Annotated in this window: 15 protein-coding genes and 1 tRNA gene; 6 read left to right on the forward strand and 10 right to left on the reverse strand. The window is 36.8% G+C overall.

What is annotated here, in order from left to right:
* Positions 1 to 96 precede the first annotated feature (96 nt).
* Together LWP20_RS15135 and LWP20_RS15140 are read right to left on the reverse strand one after the other, a co-directional pair.
* A complete protein-coding gene (locus tag LWP20_RS15135) occupies positions 97 to 1,452 on the reverse strand; it encodes a sensor histidine kinase (RefSeq protein WP_242929014.1) in 1,356 nt (451 codons plus the stop codon).
* Complete coding sequence (locus LWP20_RS15140; protein WP_242929015.1) at positions 1,442 to 2,821, reverse strand: sigma-54-dependent transcriptional regulator; 1,380 nt, start codon at positions 2,819 to 2,821, stop codon at positions 1,442 to 1,444. Before LWP20_RS15140 ends, LWP20_RS15135 begins: the two co-directional genes overlap by 11 nt.
* A gap of 274 nt (positions 2,822 to 3,095) precedes the next feature.
* Between LWP20_RS15140 and LWP20_RS15145 the strand changes: the two genes are divergently transcribed.
* From LWP20_RS15145 to LWP20_RS15160, 4 genes are all read left to right on the forward strand, one after another.
* Complete coding sequence (locus LWP20_RS15145; RefSeq protein ID WP_242929016.1) at positions 3,096 to 3,800, forward strand: ABC transporter ATP-binding protein; 705 nt, start codon at positions 3,096 to 3,098, stop codon at positions 3,798 to 3,800.
* Between the two features lie 17 nt (positions 3,801 to 3,817).
* On the forward strand, positions 3,818 to 6,244 hold the full coding sequence (locus LWP20_RS15150; protein WP_242929017.1) for an ABC transporter permease: 2,427 nt from the start codon (positions 3,818 to 3,820) through the stop codon (positions 6,242 to 6,244).
* 139 nt (positions 6,245 to 6,383) lie between these two features.
* Positions 6,384 to 6,455 (forward strand) — tRNA-Glu (locus LWP20_RS15155).
* A 110-nt stretch (positions 6,456 to 6,565) separates the two neighbouring features.
* Positions 6,566 to 8,308, forward strand: a complete 1,743-nt coding sequence (locus LWP20_RS15160; protein ID WP_242929018.1) for a hypothetical protein — start codon at positions 6,566 to 6,568, stop codon at positions 8,306 to 8,308.
* Positions 8,309 to 8,335: 27 nt separating this feature from the next.
* Here LWP20_RS15160 and LWP20_RS15165 read toward each other — a convergent pair whose 3' ends face one another.
* Both LWP20_RS15165 and LWP20_RS18285 read right to left on the reverse strand, forming a co-directional pair.
* Positions 8,336 to 9,163: a DUF6615 family protein gene (locus LWP20_RS15165; RefSeq protein ID WP_242929019.1), complete on the reverse strand. Its 828-nt coding sequence runs from the start codon at positions 9,161 to 9,163 to the stop codon at positions 8,336 to 8,338.
* 259 nt (positions 9,164 to 9,422) lie between these two features.
* Positions 9,423 to 9,557, reverse strand: coding sequence for a hypothetical protein (locus tag LWP20_RS18285; protein WP_262914614.1), 135 nt, complete (start codon positions 9,555 to 9,557; stop codon positions 9,423 to 9,425).
* Between the two features lie 88 nt (positions 9,558 to 9,645).
* Here LWP20_RS18285 and LWP20_RS15170 point away from each other — a divergent pair, with 88 nt between their 5' ends.
* Positions 9,646 to 10,776, forward strand: a complete 1,131-nt coding sequence (locus tag LWP20_RS15170; RefSeq protein WP_242929020.1) for a hypothetical protein — start codon at positions 9,646 to 9,648, stop codon at positions 10,774 to 10,776.
* A gap of 214 nt (positions 10,777 to 10,990) precedes the next feature.
* Here the strand turns inward: LWP20_RS15170 and LWP20_RS15175 are convergent, their stop codons facing one another.
* From LWP20_RS15175 to LWP20_RS15200, 6 genes are all read right to left on the reverse strand, one after another.
* Complete coding sequence (locus tag LWP20_RS15175) at positions 10,991 to 11,839, reverse strand: DNA-methyltransferase (protein ID WP_242929021.1); 849 nt, start codon at positions 11,837 to 11,839, stop codon at positions 10,991 to 10,993.
* Positions 11,840 to 12,169 carry a helix-turn-helix domain-containing protein gene (locus LWP20_RS15180; RefSeq protein ID WP_242929022.1) on the reverse strand — a complete coding sequence of 110 codons (330 nt, stop codon included), beginning with the start codon at positions 12,167 to 12,169 and terminating at the stop codon, positions 11,840 to 11,842. It lies immediately after the preceding gene.
* Between the two features lie 105 nt (positions 12,170 to 12,274).
* On the reverse strand, positions 12,275 to 12,586 hold the full coding sequence (locus tag LWP20_RS15185) for a restriction system modified-DNA reader domain-containing protein (protein ID WP_262914615.1): 312 nt from the start codon (positions 12,584 to 12,586) through the stop codon (positions 12,275 to 12,277).
* 65 nt (positions 12,587 to 12,651) lie between these two features.
* Positions 12,652 to 13,197 (reverse strand): hypothetical protein, encoded by a 546-nt coding sequence (locus tag LWP20_RS15190; RefSeq protein WP_242929024.1) that lies wholly within the window; start codon positions 13,195 to 13,197, stop codon positions 12,652 to 12,654.
* Between the two features lie 4 nt (positions 13,198 to 13,201).
* A complete protein-coding gene (locus LWP20_RS15195) occupies positions 13,202 to 14,155 on the reverse strand; it encodes a hypothetical protein (protein ID WP_242929025.1) in 954 nt (317 codons plus the stop codon).
* A 10-nt stretch (positions 14,156 to 14,165) separates the two neighbouring features.
* Complete coding sequence (locus tag LWP20_RS15200; protein WP_242929026.1) at positions 14,166 to 16,919, reverse strand: N-6 DNA methylase; 2,754 nt, start codon at positions 16,917 to 16,919, stop codon at positions 14,166 to 14,168.
* Positions 16,920 to 17,019: 100 nt separating this feature from the next.
* Here LWP20_RS15200 and LWP20_RS15205 point away from each other — a divergent pair, with 100 nt between their 5' ends.
* A complete protein-coding gene (locus tag LWP20_RS15205; protein ID WP_242929027.1) occupies positions 17,020 to 18,903 on the forward strand; it encodes an AIPR family protein in 1,884 nt (627 codons plus the stop codon).
* Positions 18,904 to 19,093: the final 190 nt, after the last annotated feature.

Here is a 19,093-nt window from a genome sequence, read left to right on the forward strand (position 1 = left end):
AGTTAGCAGTTGGTATAAGTTTATAGTATACCAGAACTATACGGGCTGCAGGCAAAACCGACAAAGTATAAAATTGCCCAAAGTATGCGCTTTCATTTAAAACCGAAGTATAAAGGTAGTGCCTTTACCTAATTCAGATTGCACGGAAATGGTACCTTTATGCAAACGCATGATCTGGCGAGATAAGCTAAGGCCAATACCCGAACCTGTTTTCTTGGTTGTAAAAAATGGAATAAATATTTTGGCTGCGGCTTCCTGTGTCATGCCCTGGCCGTTATCAGAAATCTCAATGCTGATCCTGCTCCGGTCGTCAAGGTAAGCCCGAAGTATGATCTTCTTTTCGGCTTGTTCGTGCACTGCCTCTATAGCATTTTTTAGCAGGTTAATCAGTACTTGCTCAATCATACTTCTATCGGCAGCCAGCAGCAAATGAGGCGATTGCACGTCAAGTATAAACTGAACGTGTTGCACTGCCAACTGCTCACGCATCAATAGCTTAATATCCTGCAGGAGTTCACTTACATCAAACTTAGTTATGTTGGGTGGAGAAATAGTAGTCAGGTTTCTGAAATCGCTTACAAACTTGATCAGGCCATCGCTCCTACGGCTTATAGTCTGAAGGCATTGCCCGATATCTTCCAGTTCTTCTTTAAGCACGGTAACTTCCTCGGCAGGAGAATCTGTATAACTTTGGATTTCTTCGCGCGCGCTGGCAGAGAGCGAAGCAATGGGCGTTACCGAGTTCATGATCTCATGGGTAAGCACCTTAATTAAATTGTGCCAGGCCTCCATTTCTTTTTCTTCGAGTTCGCGCTGTATATTTTGCAGAGAAGCCACGCGCACCTGGTCGCCTAATAGTGCCAACTCTATTACATGTACCGATACGTTAACCAGCTCGCCGCCCTGCCTGAATTGCACGAGGGTTTTCTCGCCATGCTCCAATTGCTGCATATTTACAGCCAGTGCCGGGTTTACTGTTTCCAGCTCATGCATGTGGTTGGCATGCGCAATTTTCAGTAATTTCTTGGCGGCGTTGTTTAGTAACAGGATGGTGCCATCGGGTTTATAGGTTATGATGCCTATGCCGATATGCTGTACAATTACCTCAAAGTAATGCAGGTGCGCTTCTTTTTCGGCACGCACTTCCCTGAACTTGGCCATCACTTCGTTTAACTTAAGCCCCAGTTCATGCTGGATTCTGCCTTCGCCACTTACCCGGAAAAGTTCTGTAAAATCATCATATTTAATGGAGTTCAGGAAACGGAGAAACTGTTTGTTAGTATGTTCATGAAAGCGAATAAGCAGAAACACTTGCAGCAGTATAAAAAGTATAAGCCCAATGTAGGTGCCGCGATAGTCGGGGTTAAAGTTTATACTTGCAAGGGCATAGATAGAGATAACCAGCAATGCAACCCGCAGCAGCAACTGCAGCCTGTAGTTTCTAAAGCGCATACTTTTCTAGCCTTCTGTACAAAGCCCCTCTCGAAAGCCCCAATTCTTTTGCTGCTTTTGAGATGTTGCCATCATATTTCTGCAATACGCGCTGCACTGCATCGCGCTCCAGGTCGTCCAGTTTCTGAGAATCTACCTGTGCAGGCTTTGCCTCAGGTTGCGTTTCTGATATGAAAAAGAAGTCGTCGGCTTGTAGTTCGCTGTTGTCGCTCATAATGCTGGCCCGCTCCAGCACGTGTTGCAGTTCGCGCACGTTACCAGGCCAGTTGTAGCGTTTCAACTTTTGTAACGCATTATCAGATAAGACTTTCAGAGGCTGTTTATACTTTTGAGAATAGGATTCCAGGAAATGTTCTGCAAACAATGGAATATCGTCAAGGCGTTCGCGCAAAGGTGGCAGGTTCAGCTCAACGGTGTTAATGCGGTAAAGTAAATCCTGGCGAAACTCGTGGCGCTGCACCATCTCTTTTAAGAGCATGTTGGTTGCACTGATCAGGCGTATGTTTACAGGTATAGGTTTATTAGTGCCAACCCGAATCACTTCACGACGTTGTAGCACTGTCAGTAACTTTGCCTGCATAGCCAGCGATAAATTCCCGATTTCATCGAGGAACAAGGTGCCCCCGTTTGCCGCTTCTATTCTGCCTATTCTGTCTTCTTTAGCATCTGTGAAGGCACCTTTTTTATGCCCGAAAAGTTCGCTTTCAAACAACGATTCGGTAACAGCCCCCATATCAACGGTAACAAAAACTTTATCGGCGCGTGATGATCGCTGGTGTATGGTTCTGGCAATTACTTCTTTACCTGTTCCGTTCTCCCCCAGGAGTAAAATATCGGCATCGGTTTTAGCTACTTTATCTATAATTGAAAACAGGTTGCGCATGGCTGGGCTTTGGCCGGTAATTATACTTTGCGGGGCATTCAATTCCGCGCAAAGCGATTTGTTTACTTCTTTAAGCTGGTGCACTTCTTTATAGGAGTTGCGTAGCTTAGAAGCCGATGAAAGTGTGGCTAACAGCTTTTCATTTTGCCAGGGCTTGAGCACAAAATCGGTAGCACCTTCTTTAAGCGCCCGAACTGCCATTTCCACATCACCGAAAGCCGTTATCATCACTACTACTGCAGACGGATCATACTTCAAAATTTCCTTCAGCCAGTAAAAGCCTTCCTGCCCGCTTGTAATGTCTTGCGTGAAGTTCATGTCGAGCAGAATGATATCAAAATCGCCATTGGAAACCAGGAAAGGAATCTTCTTCGGATTCTTTTCCATGATAACTTCTGAGGCATGTTTTTTCAGCAACATTTTAGCCGAAAACAACACATCTTCGTTGTCATCAATCACCAATATTTTTCCGAGATTCTGATCCATAGTTAGGGAGCTTATAGTTACTTATACTAGTGCAAGTATAAAATATTGTGCCAGGCTAATTATACCCTAATTTACACTATTTTATACTTAAATCACATTACTTACTGTCCATGCCCGGACATTTACTGTCCAGGTATGGACACTGATGTGTGCCATGCCATTCGTTTTCAGGCTGTATTGCAGCATTTGTGAACTGGCACAGGTCTTGGGTTTATACTTTCAAAACATATTTTAACCTGAAGATTAATCTGCTTACACTAACCAGAATAAAACCATGAAAAACCTGATCATTGAAGCCAGGCAACTGGAAAAAAAATACCTGACTGATACCATAGAAACTACTGCACTAGCCGGTGTGGATGTAAGTATAGCCGCCGGTGAATTTGTGGCCGTAATGGGCCCATCCGGTTGCGGCAAAAGTACCTTGCTAAATATTATGGGCATGCTGGATGCTCCTTCAGGTGGCAACCTGCTGTTTATGGGTAATGAAATTGGTCGGGCAACTGAGCGGCAGCGTGCGCAATTACGCAAACAAAACCTGGGCTTTATCTTCCAGAGCTTTAACCTGATCGATGAACTTACAGTGGAGGAGAATGTAACACTCCCTTTGGTATACCAGGGAGTACCACAGGCAGAAATCAAAACGCGGGTATCAGAGGCTTTGGAACGTGTAGGCATTGCACATCGCCGCAATCATTTTCCGCAACAGCTTTCAGGTGGCCAGCAGCAACGGGTGGCCATTGCACGTGCCGTAATTGGCAAGCCCAAACTTATACTTGCCGATGAACCAACCGGTAACCTGGACTCGGTACATGGCCGGGAGGTAATGCAATTATTATCGGAGTTAAATGAAGCAGGCGCAACTATCGTTATGGTTACACACTCCCCTTCCGATGCTGAGTATGCACACCGCATTATTAACCTCTTTGATGGCCAGGTTATCACAGAACGTTCTGCTGTAGCTGTCGCTAATTTCTAAGTATAAATCTGAAGATCATGTTAAAAATATACTTCCTCACTGCCCTCAGATCACTGCTCCGCAACAAAAGTTATAGTGTGCTCAATATTATGGGCCTGGCATTAGGTATAACCTGCAGTATTTTGCTTTTCCTGGTAATTAAGTATGAGCTTAGCTATGATGCTTTCCATACGAAGGCAGACCGCATTTACCGCCTGAACGTGGATTCGAACTACGAAGATGGAGTATTTAAAACAACTTCCATTCACTTCCCAGCCGTTGGCATACTGCGCAGCAACAATCCGGGTTTTGAAAAAATTACCCAGTTATATGGCGAAGAAGGTGGCCAGATCACAGTACCCGGCAACGGCAAGGTAGCACCGCGATTTTTCCGTGAAGAAGCAGGTGTTGGCTTTGTAGAACCTGAGTATATGGATCTTTTTGATTTTGATACAGGCGGACAGGATATCAGGCCTTTGCTGCGTGAGCCAAATACGATCATACTAACGCAATCAAAAGCAGATTTATACTTCCCGGGAGAAGAAGCCGTAGGCAAAACGGTAAAATTCAACAATACGCTCACCCTGAAAGTAGCGGCCGTTATACCTGATTTCCCAACCAATACAGACTTTCCTTTTGCCTACCTGATTTCTTATGCTTCACTTAAGAACTATTCGCCCTATGACCTTACGTCCTGGAACTCATTGGTGAGCAATCACACCGCTTTTGCGCTGTTGCCTGAGCATTCGGATGTAAAAGCGATGGAGAAGAACATCAATACAACCCTTAGGAAACATATGCCGGAAAAACGTAAAGCTAACGAGGTAATTACCCTTCAACCGCTTGATGACATTCATTTTAATGCGGATTATGGTACTTATTCTCAGCGAACTATTTCAAAAGAAGTCATCTGGTCGATGGCATTGGTTGGTTTGTTTCTGGTGATTACAGCTTGCATAAACTTTATTAACCTTGCCACTGCCCAGGCTATTAAAAGGGCCAAAGAAGTAGGCATTCGCAAAGTAATGGGAAGCAACCAATGGCAACTCATGTTACAGTTCCTGGGCGAAACTTTTATTATAACGCTGATGGCTACCTTGATCTCTGTTATACTTACCGAGCTTGCCCTGCCATACCTGAACCAGTTACTGGAACTTAAGATTACATTCGGCATCTGGAATAACCCGGCACTGCAGCTCTTTCTGGCTTTGCAGATTATACTTGTAACCCTTTTTGCAGGGCTTTACCCGGCATTTGTGCTTTCCCGCTTTCAACCAATTACTGCACTGCGAAGCCGTATATCGGTGCAGCAGGTTGCGGGTATATCATTACGACGAGCCCTGGTTGTAGTACAGTTCACGATTTGCCAGGTGCTCATCATCTGCACTTTTATTGTAAATGAGCAAATGCTTTATTTCAGGAACAAAGATCTCGGCTTTAATAAAGATGCGGTGGTTACCTCCTTTCTGCCGCAGGGCCAGGCCATTAAACTCAAAGCCTTGCGCCACGAACTCCTTAGCAATCCAGCTGTAGAAAATGTAACTTTTGGTATAGCGCCCCCCGCAGGAAATATTACCAGCCTGACAAACTTCGGATTTAATAACTCCAGGGAAGATTTACCTTTTCAGGCCAACCTAAAATTTGTTGATGAAAATTACCTGGATGTCTTTGGCCTTAAACTTATAGCCGGTCGAAAATTCAAGGATAGCGAAAATGCTGATGCTAATGATTCTACGTTGCGGGTGCTTATTAACGAAACCATGCGACGTAAACTTCAGCTAAAATCACCTGAGGATGCCCTTGGTAAAAGTATAACTTTATCCGGAGGCAGAACTAAAGGAATCATACTTGGAGTGGTAGAAGATTTTCATCAGGCTTCCTTGCATGATCCGATCGACCCTATTTTTCTTGTTGCACAACCACAAAGCTATCTGTACATGATGGCAAAAATTAATGTTCGGCATAACAAAGAAGCTCTAAAGCACCTGGAGCAAGTATGGTATAAAGCCTACCCTGATGATGTTTTCAACTATGAATTTCTGGACGAGAGTATCGCCCGCTTTTACCAGGACGAGCAACGCCAAAGCACTTTATTTAAAGTATTTTCTTTTATCGCCATTTTTATTGGCTGCCTGGGCTTGTATGGGTTAATATCTTTTATGGCTGCACAACGCACCAAGGAAATAGGAATTCGCAAAGTAATGGGTGCTTCCATTCTGAATATTACCATTTTATTTTCAAAAGAATTTGTGAAGCTTGTTCTGATCGCATTCCTGGTTGCAGCACCTATAGCTTACTACCTGATGCAACTATGGCTACAGGATTTTACATACCGCATCAGCATAGGTTATTGGGCTTTTATACTTGCCGGCATCGCAACGCTGGTAATTGCTTTGGTTACGATAAGCTTCCAGGCAATAAAAGCAGCATTGAGAAACCCTATTTATTCTCTGAAAACAGAATAACTAAACTTTCTTAGCGAAATATTGCACTTAAAATGAGCCTGTTACATAGTCAGGCTCATTTTCTTTAAGAAAAGCTCAAAAAAGAGTTTGCAGAAATAAAATCACCCCTTATATTTGCATCGCAATACAGCAATTGCACGGTCCGTTCGTCTAGGGGTTAGGACTTCAGATTTTCATTCTGGCAACAGGGGTTCGATTCCCCTACGGACTACTAAAAAGCCTATTAGAGTAATCTAATAGGCTTTTTTAATTTACTTCGGACACTATTCGGACACCAGTAGCGTAAAATATCCTCTTCGATTCAGAAACCTGAACTAACCCATGGCAAAAGTCATTAGTGCACAAGCCTTCATTTCACTATTGAATGACCCTAAAAGAATAGGCAAAATAGTAGAAATAACCGATGTGTTTGTAGATGAAGAAGTTGAATTAAACAATTATAATTACACTTGTTCTTATGCAATTGTTAAGAATGTTGAGTTTAGTAAAAATGTTATTTTTAATTCAGTAAATCTAGAGTACGGTATAAGGTTTTTAAATTGTCGTTTTGACAAAGTTTTAGCTTTAAATAAAAGTGTTGCTAATGGCTATGATCCTGAATTAGATAAAGACCATAATTTCAACAGCCTAATAATCGATAATTGCGAAGTTAATAGGGTTCAAATCTATAATAAAAGTGAATTTGGCAGAGGGGTATCTATCCGAAATTCCAGTTCTATAAAAGATTTGATTGTAGAACAAGTTTTGGTGAGAGAAGGAGGGCTAGAAATTGATTCATCTCAACTTAATGGTAAGTTTTCAATAAGGTCCATGGTTCTTAATGGTCTTGGGCAAATCAGAATTAATAATTCAGAAATAGACTCACATGTTATTTGTGAAGCACTAGATGTGGGAAGCTTTTCACTAATTGGTAATACATTTAAGGATCACGTACAGCTTTGGAAAATTAACAGCAGGTCAGGTCTAACATTCAATAATGGAATTTTCAATGATGATGTATTAATTAGAGGTTGTACAATTAAAGATACATTAACTATAGTTGGGGACCAATTTAAGAAAAGTATAAAAATTGATATTGAAGATACAACAAATCAACTAGTAGGCCAGGTTAATGATATTTATATATCTGCTGGTAAATTTGGTACTAGCTTCATTTTTAATGGTAGTGACAAAGAAGTAAAAAAACTACATGTTGATGCTTCGCAAAATTTAGAGGGAACTATCCAGTTTAATCAAGTTAGCTTTCAAACAGTCTTATTTAAGTCAGATAATCATAAAGGTAATTTTGTGTTTAGTAGATGTTCATTTTCAAATCTTACTTTCGAGAGCTTCACTAATTATGGAAACTTAATAATATCTTCTTGTAAGTCTAATACAAATCACGAAACAATTTTTAAAATTGAAAACTCTAATTTAGGTAAAGCACAGTTTTTCAATTTTTCCTTAAACTCTTTTAAAGAGATCAATATCGTTGATTCATACCTTAGTGATATTGTTACTTCAGATGTAACCTGGTTTTCTGATACACAATTGGTAACAGGTTCAGATGACACACAGATCAATAAAAAGAAAAGAGAGATATATCGTCAATTCAAACAAGCCCTCGAAAAACAAGGAGATAAGTTGAATGCTCTTGAATTTCAAGCATTAGAATTAATTGCCTTTAAAAAACAGATAGCATCTGATAAGCAATCAAAAATTAGAGATAGGTTTATATTGTGGCTTAGCCAATCTAATGATTTCGGTTTGAATTGGACGAAGCCAGTATGTATAATTACAGCTATTACTTTCCTTTTTTATCTAATAATTGCAATTGATACAACAGAAGAATTAAGATGGCTGCCTTCCTTAAATAAGGAAGATATTCTTTTTACTGTCAACACTTTATATAATAAGCTATATTTATTTCCCCAACTCTTTAATCCAGCAAGAGGAATTAATAAAATTTTTCATGAGGGAATAAATTTGAGTACAACCATTTACTTCTTAGATGCCATACATAGGATTATCCTAGCTTTTTTCATTGTTCAGACAGTATCAGCCTTTAGAAAATTTATTAAGTAGAAATATTATAGTAATTAGTTAAGAAGCTTAATCTGAGAATGAATCAAAGATAAATCTAAAGCGAGGGGAAAAAGTGCTATTATCTTCTCCATTACTTACAGAATCTGTGAAGTCTTGCATAACAAGATTACTGCTATTCTGTACTTGACTAAATTGTGTTAAGTATTGCCAATCTTTATTGCTTAGCAGTTCATCCTTTGAATACGCCTTTATTATAATCTCACTTTCTTTAGTACGCATCTTATAACCAGGCACTAGTTTCTCTGGTTCATAAAACAACAAATGCCAAGGAAACGATGCTTGGTCTTCTAGTAGGCTAAAGAATGTAGGTATTTTCCAGATCTTCTTACGCTTCCTTTTAAGCTTGTTAGCGTATCTAGCCTCAATATGCTCAGCTGCAACTAATGTACAGCCATAATGATCAGCTACAAGTTCCTTACCACATAAATACTTAGGATATTCAAAGTCTTTAGCTACGTAGTTGTAAAGTAAGTATAAAGGAACACCACCTACTTCCTTAGCATAGTTCATTAACCCCTTCAGTTGACCTTTGTGGCTTATACGCGGGTAGCGTTGCTTTGCGTATAATCTTTTTGCCTGAATAGGGAAAATTAAAAATTCGTCTTTTCTTACAGCTATTGCAAACTCTAAGTCGTTACCATTACGCTTTTCATTTTTTGCATGTTCCAGCATAAACAATGAGCCATCTCCTGAGAAAAGTTTTGATATTTGGAAAACGAGATCATCAGTAATAGTAGTTTCCTGAAGTTTTGCTTGTTCATTATGATATACAAAGCCTAACCGGTCCCAGGTATATTTTGCAAAACTCTCAGACCACTCTTTTATGTCATTCATATAGATTAATATCAAGAAGGAGATTATTTTAATACTAAGTAAAACTATATTGTATATGGCTATTAGAGTTATTAATAGCATCTCTTCCTATTAATTTAATGCCTAATACTACAGTCTTTTCAAAAGTAATTGATTTGAGCTTTATCTGTGTAACAATACTCTATATAGCTGCTCTTATGTCTGTGTTACTTTGTTAGGGCAAGGCCTTCTCCCCTAGTCACATTAAATAATTGTCTTGATAAGCCTTCGATAATGTAGACTATTCTATTGCCTCTTTACCTGCAATAGCAAGTTCCAGCAATGTTTTGCCCGGTGCGATTTTATAAGTGGCAGCAATCAGGTCATACAGGATGATAGCTTCTGAAGAGTCTATGTCTTCAAATCTGTTGCTCATATATGCTATTTACAGTTAAACTTAGGAAATTAATGGTGTTGAAAAAATTATTATTTGTCCTCTTATAACCTACAAATACATATTATCAATGGAACAGATAACCATCACTCGTCAGGAGCTCTATGACATGATATGGAAAGAGCCCATGACTACAATAGCCAAGAAATACAATATCTCTGATAATGGATTAAGGAAAATCTGTATTAAGCTGCAGATCCCGCTTCCGAAGGCTGGCCATTGGATGAAGCTCAGAGCAGGAAAGAAAGTCAAGGTAATACCTTTGCCAACTTCTTATAAAGGAGAACAAGAAGTTAAGCTAACAGTTAGAAAAGACGGTGAAGTGTATGACCCTACAGGCCTTTCAGCATTGGCAAATTTAATACGAGAACTGGAAGATAATCATAAGGATCTAATCACTGTCCCTGATAAGCTTAAGAACCCTGATAAACTGATTGTAGCCGCTAAAGAAGTCTATGATCGTGAGCGTAAAGAAAAGTCCTACGATGGGCTGTATGACTGTGGTAGGAAGCTCAGTATTTATGTTTCTCCTGCATCTTCAGCAAGAGCATTCAGATTTATGGATACGCTTATTAAAACCTTAAAAGCTCTGGGGCATGAAGTAGTTGTAGAGAACCAAAATACATACGCTGTTATTCTTGGGGAGCAATTTGAAATATCCCTTCGGGAGAAGCTCACAGAAGACCTATCTAAGCAGAGCTCATGGGGCTATAAAAAGTACAAACCATCTGGCATGCTAGCCTTTTGGTACAAGAACTTTGGATCCAGGGAGTGGGCAGATGATAAAAAACCTTTGGAAGAAAGAATTCCAAGAATTATAGCCACCCTAATATTGAAAGGTCACAAGGAACATGCTGAGAGACTGGAGCGGGAAAGAATACAGGCTGAGCGTAAAGAAAGGGAAAGAATATACCGGGAGATGGAAGCCAGGCAAGAGCAAGAGTTGAATAACCTTAAAAATATACTAGTTGAAGCTGAACGCTGGCGGCAAGCACAAGTTATGCGAAACTACGCCAGTGATGTAGAAAAGAATGCTCGTGAAAACAACACCTATACTGATAAGCTGGGCGAATGGGCAGAGTGGGTACGGAAAAAGGCAGATTGGCATGATCCTCAAGTGAAAGCTTATGACGAACATCTGACAGAAATAGACTGGAAAACACTTACTCTAAATAAGAAATCATCCTATTTTTTTTGGTAAACATATTAAATATACTGTATCAAAACCTTAAGGTTTTTACCAGCTAGGCTATCTAAAGTAAGGAACCAATTTTATGTAGACAGTTTGCAGTTAGGACTCAAGTATTACACATTACAAAAATTTGACCCTGCTGGTGTACTGATTTTAATCAGTACACCAGCAGGGTCAGTAATGTAAAATATGGAAATGATACAGTTTAAATTACACTCCCTATTTAAAACAACGGCAATATAGATTCCTGATTTTGTTTCTTTGTTATTGTCTCTTTTATTCTATCATTACAAACTTTTATATAATCAGTTGCTTTAACTTTATGTAACATTACATCTTCATTCTTCTCAATACCAATAAATCTTCTATCCTCCAATATGGCTGATAGTAGAAAGCTTCCACTCCCACAAGCATTATCAAGTATAATATCACCTGGATTGCTAAATGTTTTTATTAGGTAACGACCTAACTCTATTGGCTTTTGCGTTGGATGTACAACTGGACCTTCTGATTCTGCTGTTTTTACATAAACGTAATCGTCATCGTGACTATCCTCATAGAACAATATGTCATTAGGATATCTATCACCATCGCTCTTTACATGTCTTGGTTTAAAATCTCCATAACTGCCTGTGTGTTGGTCCTTCCTTATACCTTTATCATAAGGTTCTCCTTTTGTCATTTGAGGATTGTAAACAGGTTGCTTTTTGTAAAACACACAAATATCTTCATGCTTTCTTAATGGCTGCTTTTTTGCATTTAAAAAGTTAGTCGGTTTAGATTTGATCCAGACAATCTTATATTTAAAAAGCTTTTCTTTACTCATAATAAGTTTTGCAGTAAAAACGCCTTGTGAAGTAAGTACTATTGCACCATTCTCCTTTATTACACGCTCATATTGTGCCCATAATTCATCAAGATTTATTACTGAATCCCACTTATTTTGTGTGGTACCATATGGCAAATCACATAAAATCATATCAATACTTTTGTCAGGAAAGCTATTCATAACTTCCAAGCAGTCTCCCTGTATCACTTTATTTAAAAAAGGTACTAATCCGTCTTCTTTCATCTATTTAAAATTAATATTGCCCTGTATTGATTTTCTCTCTTTTATATGCTTTATTTTATCTTCCACTAAATCTAATACCTCTCGGTGATTGTCACTTAAGTAAATCATTTCGGCTATTTTTTCACTGTAATATTCTTTTAAAAGTGACTGGATATTAAGATTAAAAATAGATGCTATTTTAGGTATTAAACATTCGGGTACACTTCTTCTATTATTTTCAATTTTAGATAAAGTAGACTGATCTATATCTAAAGCAGCCGCTAGCTTAGTTAAAGTTAGAGAATGTCTTATTCTTAATGCATGAATGAACTCACCAAATGTTTCTTTCATTATCTTGAAAATAAATTCTTGACAATATTGTCAAAAAAAAAGAATTCAACAATTAGTTATCTAACAATTGTTGAATTCTTTTTTCTAAATCATTTTAGTACTGTACTAAATTGATTTACCCTTCTCTGATTCTGTAAATTTCTTTCTAAAATAAGCTAAATCTCTATAAACACCATTTTCAAGTATTCTCCAAAATATCCACCCATTAACACTCGTATTAGTGACAGCCCTTGCTGCCCCACTAGGAAATGGATATCTTTTACGCTCATCATCTATGACTAGAGTTATAGAACCATTCTTATTTAGTGTCCCTCTAATTTCATCATCTATTGCAGCAACAACTTCAGATCCTGCTTCAATAATTCCTTTCTCAATAAGCATACTTAATGTGATGCTGGGTATTTCGTTATAGCTCATTTGTAAGAATTGTAGCTTATGTCAACAAAGAATTTAAGACAAAAACTTAGTTTTATTTTATAACCTTAAAAAGATTTCGGATTAATTTTTGTTAAAGTCTCTATAGAGTAAAGATCTTTATTTTCAACTTCATAATTATCTTGCCGAAAATTAAAGAAACTGCCATCTGTTCTTAGGCGCTTAGTACCAGCCGCATAAAAAATACCACGCTTTGATAATTCATTTTTAGGAATCCATCCGCAAACTTCTAAAACATTATCCGTAGAGTGGTAACTGCAAAAAACAATGATATCCGCATCATGCTCCTCCTGTAGAATATAAAAGTTATTAACGTAATTTGGTCTTACATAGCTTTTACGCTCCATTGTTTTTACATCAATTTTGTAACCCTTATATAAAATATCGTATCCGCCATCAAAACCATCTAACTTTTCATTCAAGTCTGTAATTCTTCCATGCAAAAGTTCCTGTGTTAGCAATTCACCTATTAATCCAACTAGTTGTTTTCTTTTGCTACCATCTTCTACTCCTCTATTACCTAAATTATGCGATTTCAGATAAGTTTCTATTGTACTAATTAAGTCAGCTTTTACGGGTATACGTTTAATCATTATTTCAATTTTTTAGATTATATAAAATAGCGTTCTGTAAATAGGCTATAATCTCACTTGTCTCTTCTTTCGTCCTATTTAATGGAAGTTTGAATACGCCTGAAGCTTTTGCAGATAAGTTTCCCACAGAGCCTTTTAATAATTCAAGCTTACCAGTAATGAATTTGGGGTTAGTTGGATAGTATATAACTATAATAGGAATGTCATGACCCTTTATATTTGATAAATATTCCTTTAAAATTGCTAATCTATTATACTTCCTAGCATCTGGATTAGGATAATATTTAGCAATGTTTTGATCACTTATTGGGGAATCTAATGTATGCTTTTTGTATTCTAATAATGCGACAGGCTCATTAGAGTCATCAAGTATAATAGAATCAACATCACCAGGATATAAACTATCAGTACTAGATAAGTAACACTCTAATTTAGATGTTCCATAAATTAATCCCTTAGCTCCAATTTGTACTGCTCCACCAGAATAAACTTTTATGCGATCCTTTAATTGCTTAATGTTTATTAAGGAATGATGCAGAACTATTTGCCCACCTTTATTTTTGGAAGGGTAAACAACTAAAATTTTACTTAATTCATCACTCCAGTCAGAATCATCCCTATAAATAAGAATCTGAGCATCAAGATGGTTCGATTGAGCGAATGAAATAACTCTTTCTAAATAATTCTGCCCAAATTCATTTATTAATTGTACCTCTAAATCTTCAATCAATTGACTATATGTATAATCTTGATTTAAAATTCTTTTAATCCAGATACTAGGAGTTATTCTATTAGGAGTTGTATTCCAATCAACAAAAAAATCAAATGTTATACCAAATAATTTGTTCTGTAAAAGCAGGTTATTATCGAACCAATCATCAGGGGATCCTCCTGTTGGATGTTCTTTAGGTAAAGATGTTCTATCTCCACACTTAGCTAAGAAAGGTTTAATAAGCATCTTTATACATTTATTTACTTACACACATTCTAATGTTATGGAGATCTAATAGGGATTCCTTAATCTTATCCCATTCTTTCTCAAGACCGTATGCTTTAGCTACAGTTTGTTCAAAATGTTTTCTATCATTTAACTCAACTTCAGCTGGTACTTTATTGATTTCCCTAGAGCACAGTGCCGCAAATGCAGTTTTAATGTCTATCTTTTCTTGCGAAGTTAAATTTTCAGCATTTAATAAGTACAAATTATCTCTAACTTTAGTGCTACTTAGATCTAATGCTCCCATACCTCTTCCAAAACCTAAGGCTTCAATGTAAAAGATACCAATATAACTATTCATCAAAGCATGTATTAGATCTATGTCTAAATCATTTTTAGTTGAAGTAAACCTTATTAGTCTCTGATTAACAAAGGACCGCTGCTCCATCTTTGCAATGAATAGTGTTTCACCATAATTGATAGTACCTACTAAGTCAGCAACTGTATTATCCTTCATTTCGTACCAATGATGGTTTGCCCGAGCTAACACATCAGGCAATAATTTATTTACGCCATTCCTCACTTTTTCAAATCTACTTATCCAAGAGAGCGCTCCATGATCACCATTTTTTTTGAGCTTCTCTAAAGTCTCTGAACAGCAAAACGCAATGCTTTGTGGACTTGCTATGAGTTTTTTAACTTGTCTAAAATTCATTAGAACAGGCTTCAAGTACTTAGCTTCTATCTTATTTCCATTTCCAGGGAAAAACATATCATCCCAACCTCGCCTCTCTCCTCTATTTATATCAAAAAGAGTGTTAGCTGTTATTAATTCTTTCCCTACTTTATCAAACCAACTTAAGTCAGCAAAGTAAGACGACCAATTGAGACCATGAGCATTTAAATCAGCCATGCGCTTTACAGATAACGTCTGTATCTTAACATTGCCATTCCTTTTTAACAGAGTTTGACTTGCTGTCAGATCTAATATATCTCTATCTGTAAGTTTATCAATTGGAATTTTCATTGTAACAAAAGAAGTTTCTTCTGTAGGCTCTGCTTTTAAGACCGGCTTATTTCTTTTGGTGAGAACTACAAGATTTGTAACGACATCAGCATTGCTAAACCATTTGCCATTACCAGAAGTCACAACCAAGTCTATTTTAAAGAACCTTTGCAAGGTACGTCTAAAATCTTCACCCCAATCAGTTCCTAGCCAGGAGTTAGAAATGATCAATCCTATACGCCCATTATCATTTAATAAGTCCCATAAGTAATAAGGAAGATAAGCTATCAAATCACTTTTACCAGGTATTTCAAAGTTAGAATCACCGAGTATTGATGAAATTCTATCTTTAATATTAAAGATATCAGGGTTTGCAACTTTGATTTTAGCGGCCTCGACAAAAGGTAGGTTACAGATAAAGTAATCAACTTTAGGCAATGATTTTCTTACAGCACGTCCTGTGTTAGGATCTGTGAATTCATATGTGTTCCCTATTTTTAAATCCTTAACATCAGACTTGAATACATTAATAACTTTCCCTATCACTTCAGGTCTTGCTAGTGATAAAGTTGTCATATGTAATGGGAAAGAAAATTTATCACTTCCCCACAATGATTCAATAGCATCTTGGGGAGTTACACCATAGCTAATCTTTGTATCATAACATGCTCTCAAGATAGTTCCTGTACCACAGAAAGCATCCATAGTCACAAGAGTTTTATCATTAATCACAATTCTGGCTAGATATGCTGCTAAGTTGTAAGGTGTAGCATATTGTCCTGCAGCTTTTCTTTTAGATGTAAGCAGTAGTTTCTCAAAAAACTGTTGTAATAAATTTTGATCAAAATTCTGAAGCTTTATATCTGCAAGAAATGAGTTTAATTGAAGGATCTGCTCCCAAGAATATTCATCAACAAAATCTTCCCCAATTACAGGGGCAAAGACATTTAAGAAATCATTTTCTTTTGTTAGTTCCTGGAAATAAACTTTAGCTTCTCCAATAGTAGTTGCTTCGTTAAAATTATCTATTTCAAAAGCTTTAACAGTAAAGGATTTCAAATAATGTGTAAACAGGAACCTGTTAACCCAAGTAATAAGCACTAACTTAGACACAGCAGAAAATTCATCGGGTTCTGATGAATACTCTATCTTAACTTCATCCCACCATAATTTGATTTCTGCAGCTAGCCGGCTATCTTTTTTATTTGCTTTAATTAAGTTTTGCTTTACTAATCCGATATTACCTGTTATTACATCAACAATATTATGCTCTGATAATGAATCTAGGATACTTTGACTTTTAATTTCTCCTTTCCTAAAGAATTCTTCAAGGTCATTTAATATTGTTTGTAGAAGAGCAATCCATTTAGCTTTATTAGGCTCTACATCCTCTCTATTCTTTATGTTTTTGAGATCTGACCACTGCTTTTTCAGACTAAATTTACCATCCTCTATGATGTAAAGAGCAGCCTCACTAACATTCCATACTAAGAAACTGTTTAGGCCAAGCATTTCTGCTTTCAAAGCTGCATTCTTGATGTTCTTTTCATCAGTTATAGGCGTATCAGGCATTTTTAATTCCCATCCCTGCAATACTCTTGAGCCGGTCTCATCTTGAAAGAGGAGAACATCTGGAAATAAAGCGTTGCCTTTTGTTGAATCCTTTAAAGTTCTTTCACCTCCGGCCCTTTTGATTGTCTTTTTCTGTGCTCCAGAAATTCTATTAATCTCACTTATGACATCAATTGCCCAACTTCTTTCATTATAATTATTCTTCACAATCATTATTTTTTAAATATTCAATATGCAATTTAAGTAATATAAAAGAAGTTTTTAACTTTAAGCTAAATCAATAGACTTAAAATAATAAATCTGAATTATGGAACTTGAAGCAACACTTAATACTATTAGTTATGAAGATTTTAAAACAGAATGGCTTAAAGATATAATTAGCGGCAATCCTTCTACAACCGAGTTAGGCCACAGATTTTCAAGAAAACTGTTAGGTGATTGGCTAGATTTTAATGCTGAAACCGAAGATATAATTTTTTGTGATGGTGCAGGTGATGGTGGAATAGATGTAGCGTTCCTAGTTTTAGGTGACATTTTAGAAGATGGAAATCAACAAGGTAATACTTGGTATATAGTTCAAAGCAAGCATGGTTCAGCTTTCTCCGGACCTTCAACTATTCTAATTGAAGGTCAAAAGGTTATTGATAATTTAAGGGGTCATAACACAAATTTATCTTCTGTAGGAGAGAGTTTATCTACCCGGTTAAGAAACTTTATACTCAATGCAGGCCCTAATGACCAATTGCGTTTAGTCTATGCAACACACGAACCTCTTAGTGAACAAGAAAAAAGAGCAGCTGAAGATATTCGGACATTAGGAAGAACCCATTTAGGGGATTTATTTGATGTCGAATCTATTTCTATACAAACCATATTTAACAGATTAACAGAGTTACAAAGTGACGTTAATAAAACGCAGGTCTCTCTAAATGCGAGATTAGTAGAATCAGGTGATGATTTATATGTAGGATCTGTTACTCTACTTGATCTGTTTAAATTTTTAAAGGCATATAAAAATGCTACAGGAGATTTAGATCAACTTTATGAAAAAAATGTTAGAAAATATCTTGGTGGTGGCAGAGTAGTAAATAAGGGTATTGCAAACACTTTAAAATCAAGCCCTGAAAAGTTTGGTTTATTTAATAATGGAATTACTATAGTAGCAGAGGATGTAGAAGCCAAAAATGATTTATATCTAATTAGAGAACCATACATTGTAAATGGTTGTCAAACTACAAAAACAATTTGGCAAGTTTTACTTGAAAGATTAGATGTTGGTTCAAGTACATTATCAGCTGAAACAGAACATTGGAGAGATCGCTTAACAAGAGGTATAGTGATTGTAAAACTTGTTAAAGTAGGAAAAGATGGAGAAGCACAACTAATTGATATTACTAGATTTACTAATAGTCAAAATTCTGTAAGTAGGCAAGACTTTATATCATTAGAAGGTAACTTTAGAGCTCTCGCTACTAGTATGTCTAGGGACTACAATATCTATTTAGAAATCCATCGGGGAGGCTGGGAAAGTCAGAAAATGCTTCAAAAGCAGAATTTGAATGGTATTAAGTACTCTGAATATGTTAATGCTTTTGACATGCTCAAAATTTATGGTGCAGCTTGGATGTCAGAGCCGGGTATTGCCTTCGGGAAAAACCCTCCTTTCGCTCCAGGTGGAACTATATTCAAAAGGATTATGGACTCAAATAGTTTTGGTTCTGAAGAAGTATATGCATGTTATTTACTTCAGAAACTAGCTAACAAGATAAAGTTCGGACGAGGTGCTGAAAAACCTTCAAGGGGACAGACTAGATATCTTTTCTATTATGTATTAGTTGATTTAATCAAAGATATACTTATTAATGCCAATAAACCTTATGGGTTAAAAGATATTACAGCAGCTGTTAATAAGATTTATAAATCAGAAAGTGAAGCATCAAATGGCTTAACGGCCATTGCACTTAATGTGATAGACAATTATTTAGCAGATGGTAGCAATGACTCTTTATTTACTGAACCAGAATACAATAGGACTAAAGACTTTAACAATTTTTTAAAATGGGATAAACTAGGGAAAGGCAGGGAATATACTCCAAAGTTTGAGCAGCTTCTTTTCTCAAATAAATTTCTTTTAGGACAGTCCCTAGCTGGACAAAAATCAGTTAGGAATCAAATAATTGAGATGCTATAGACTAAATTTTTACTAAAAATATCATTCTACTAAATATAGTTAAAAATTGTACTAAAAGAGCTACTCACAATCTGAGTAGCTCTTTTGTTTATTAGGATTACAAGTAACTATATTAATGGTACTTATTATTAACCCCATTTGAATTCAATTTCAAATTATATTATAGTGGTTGGGTTAGTTAGTACGATAT

The sequence above is a fragment of the Pontibacter vulgaris genome, from assembly GCF_022758145.1.
In the GTDB taxonomy this organism is placed as follows: Bacteria; Bacteroidota; Bacteroidia; order Cytophagales; family Hymenobacteraceae; genus Pontibacter; species Pontibacter vulgaris.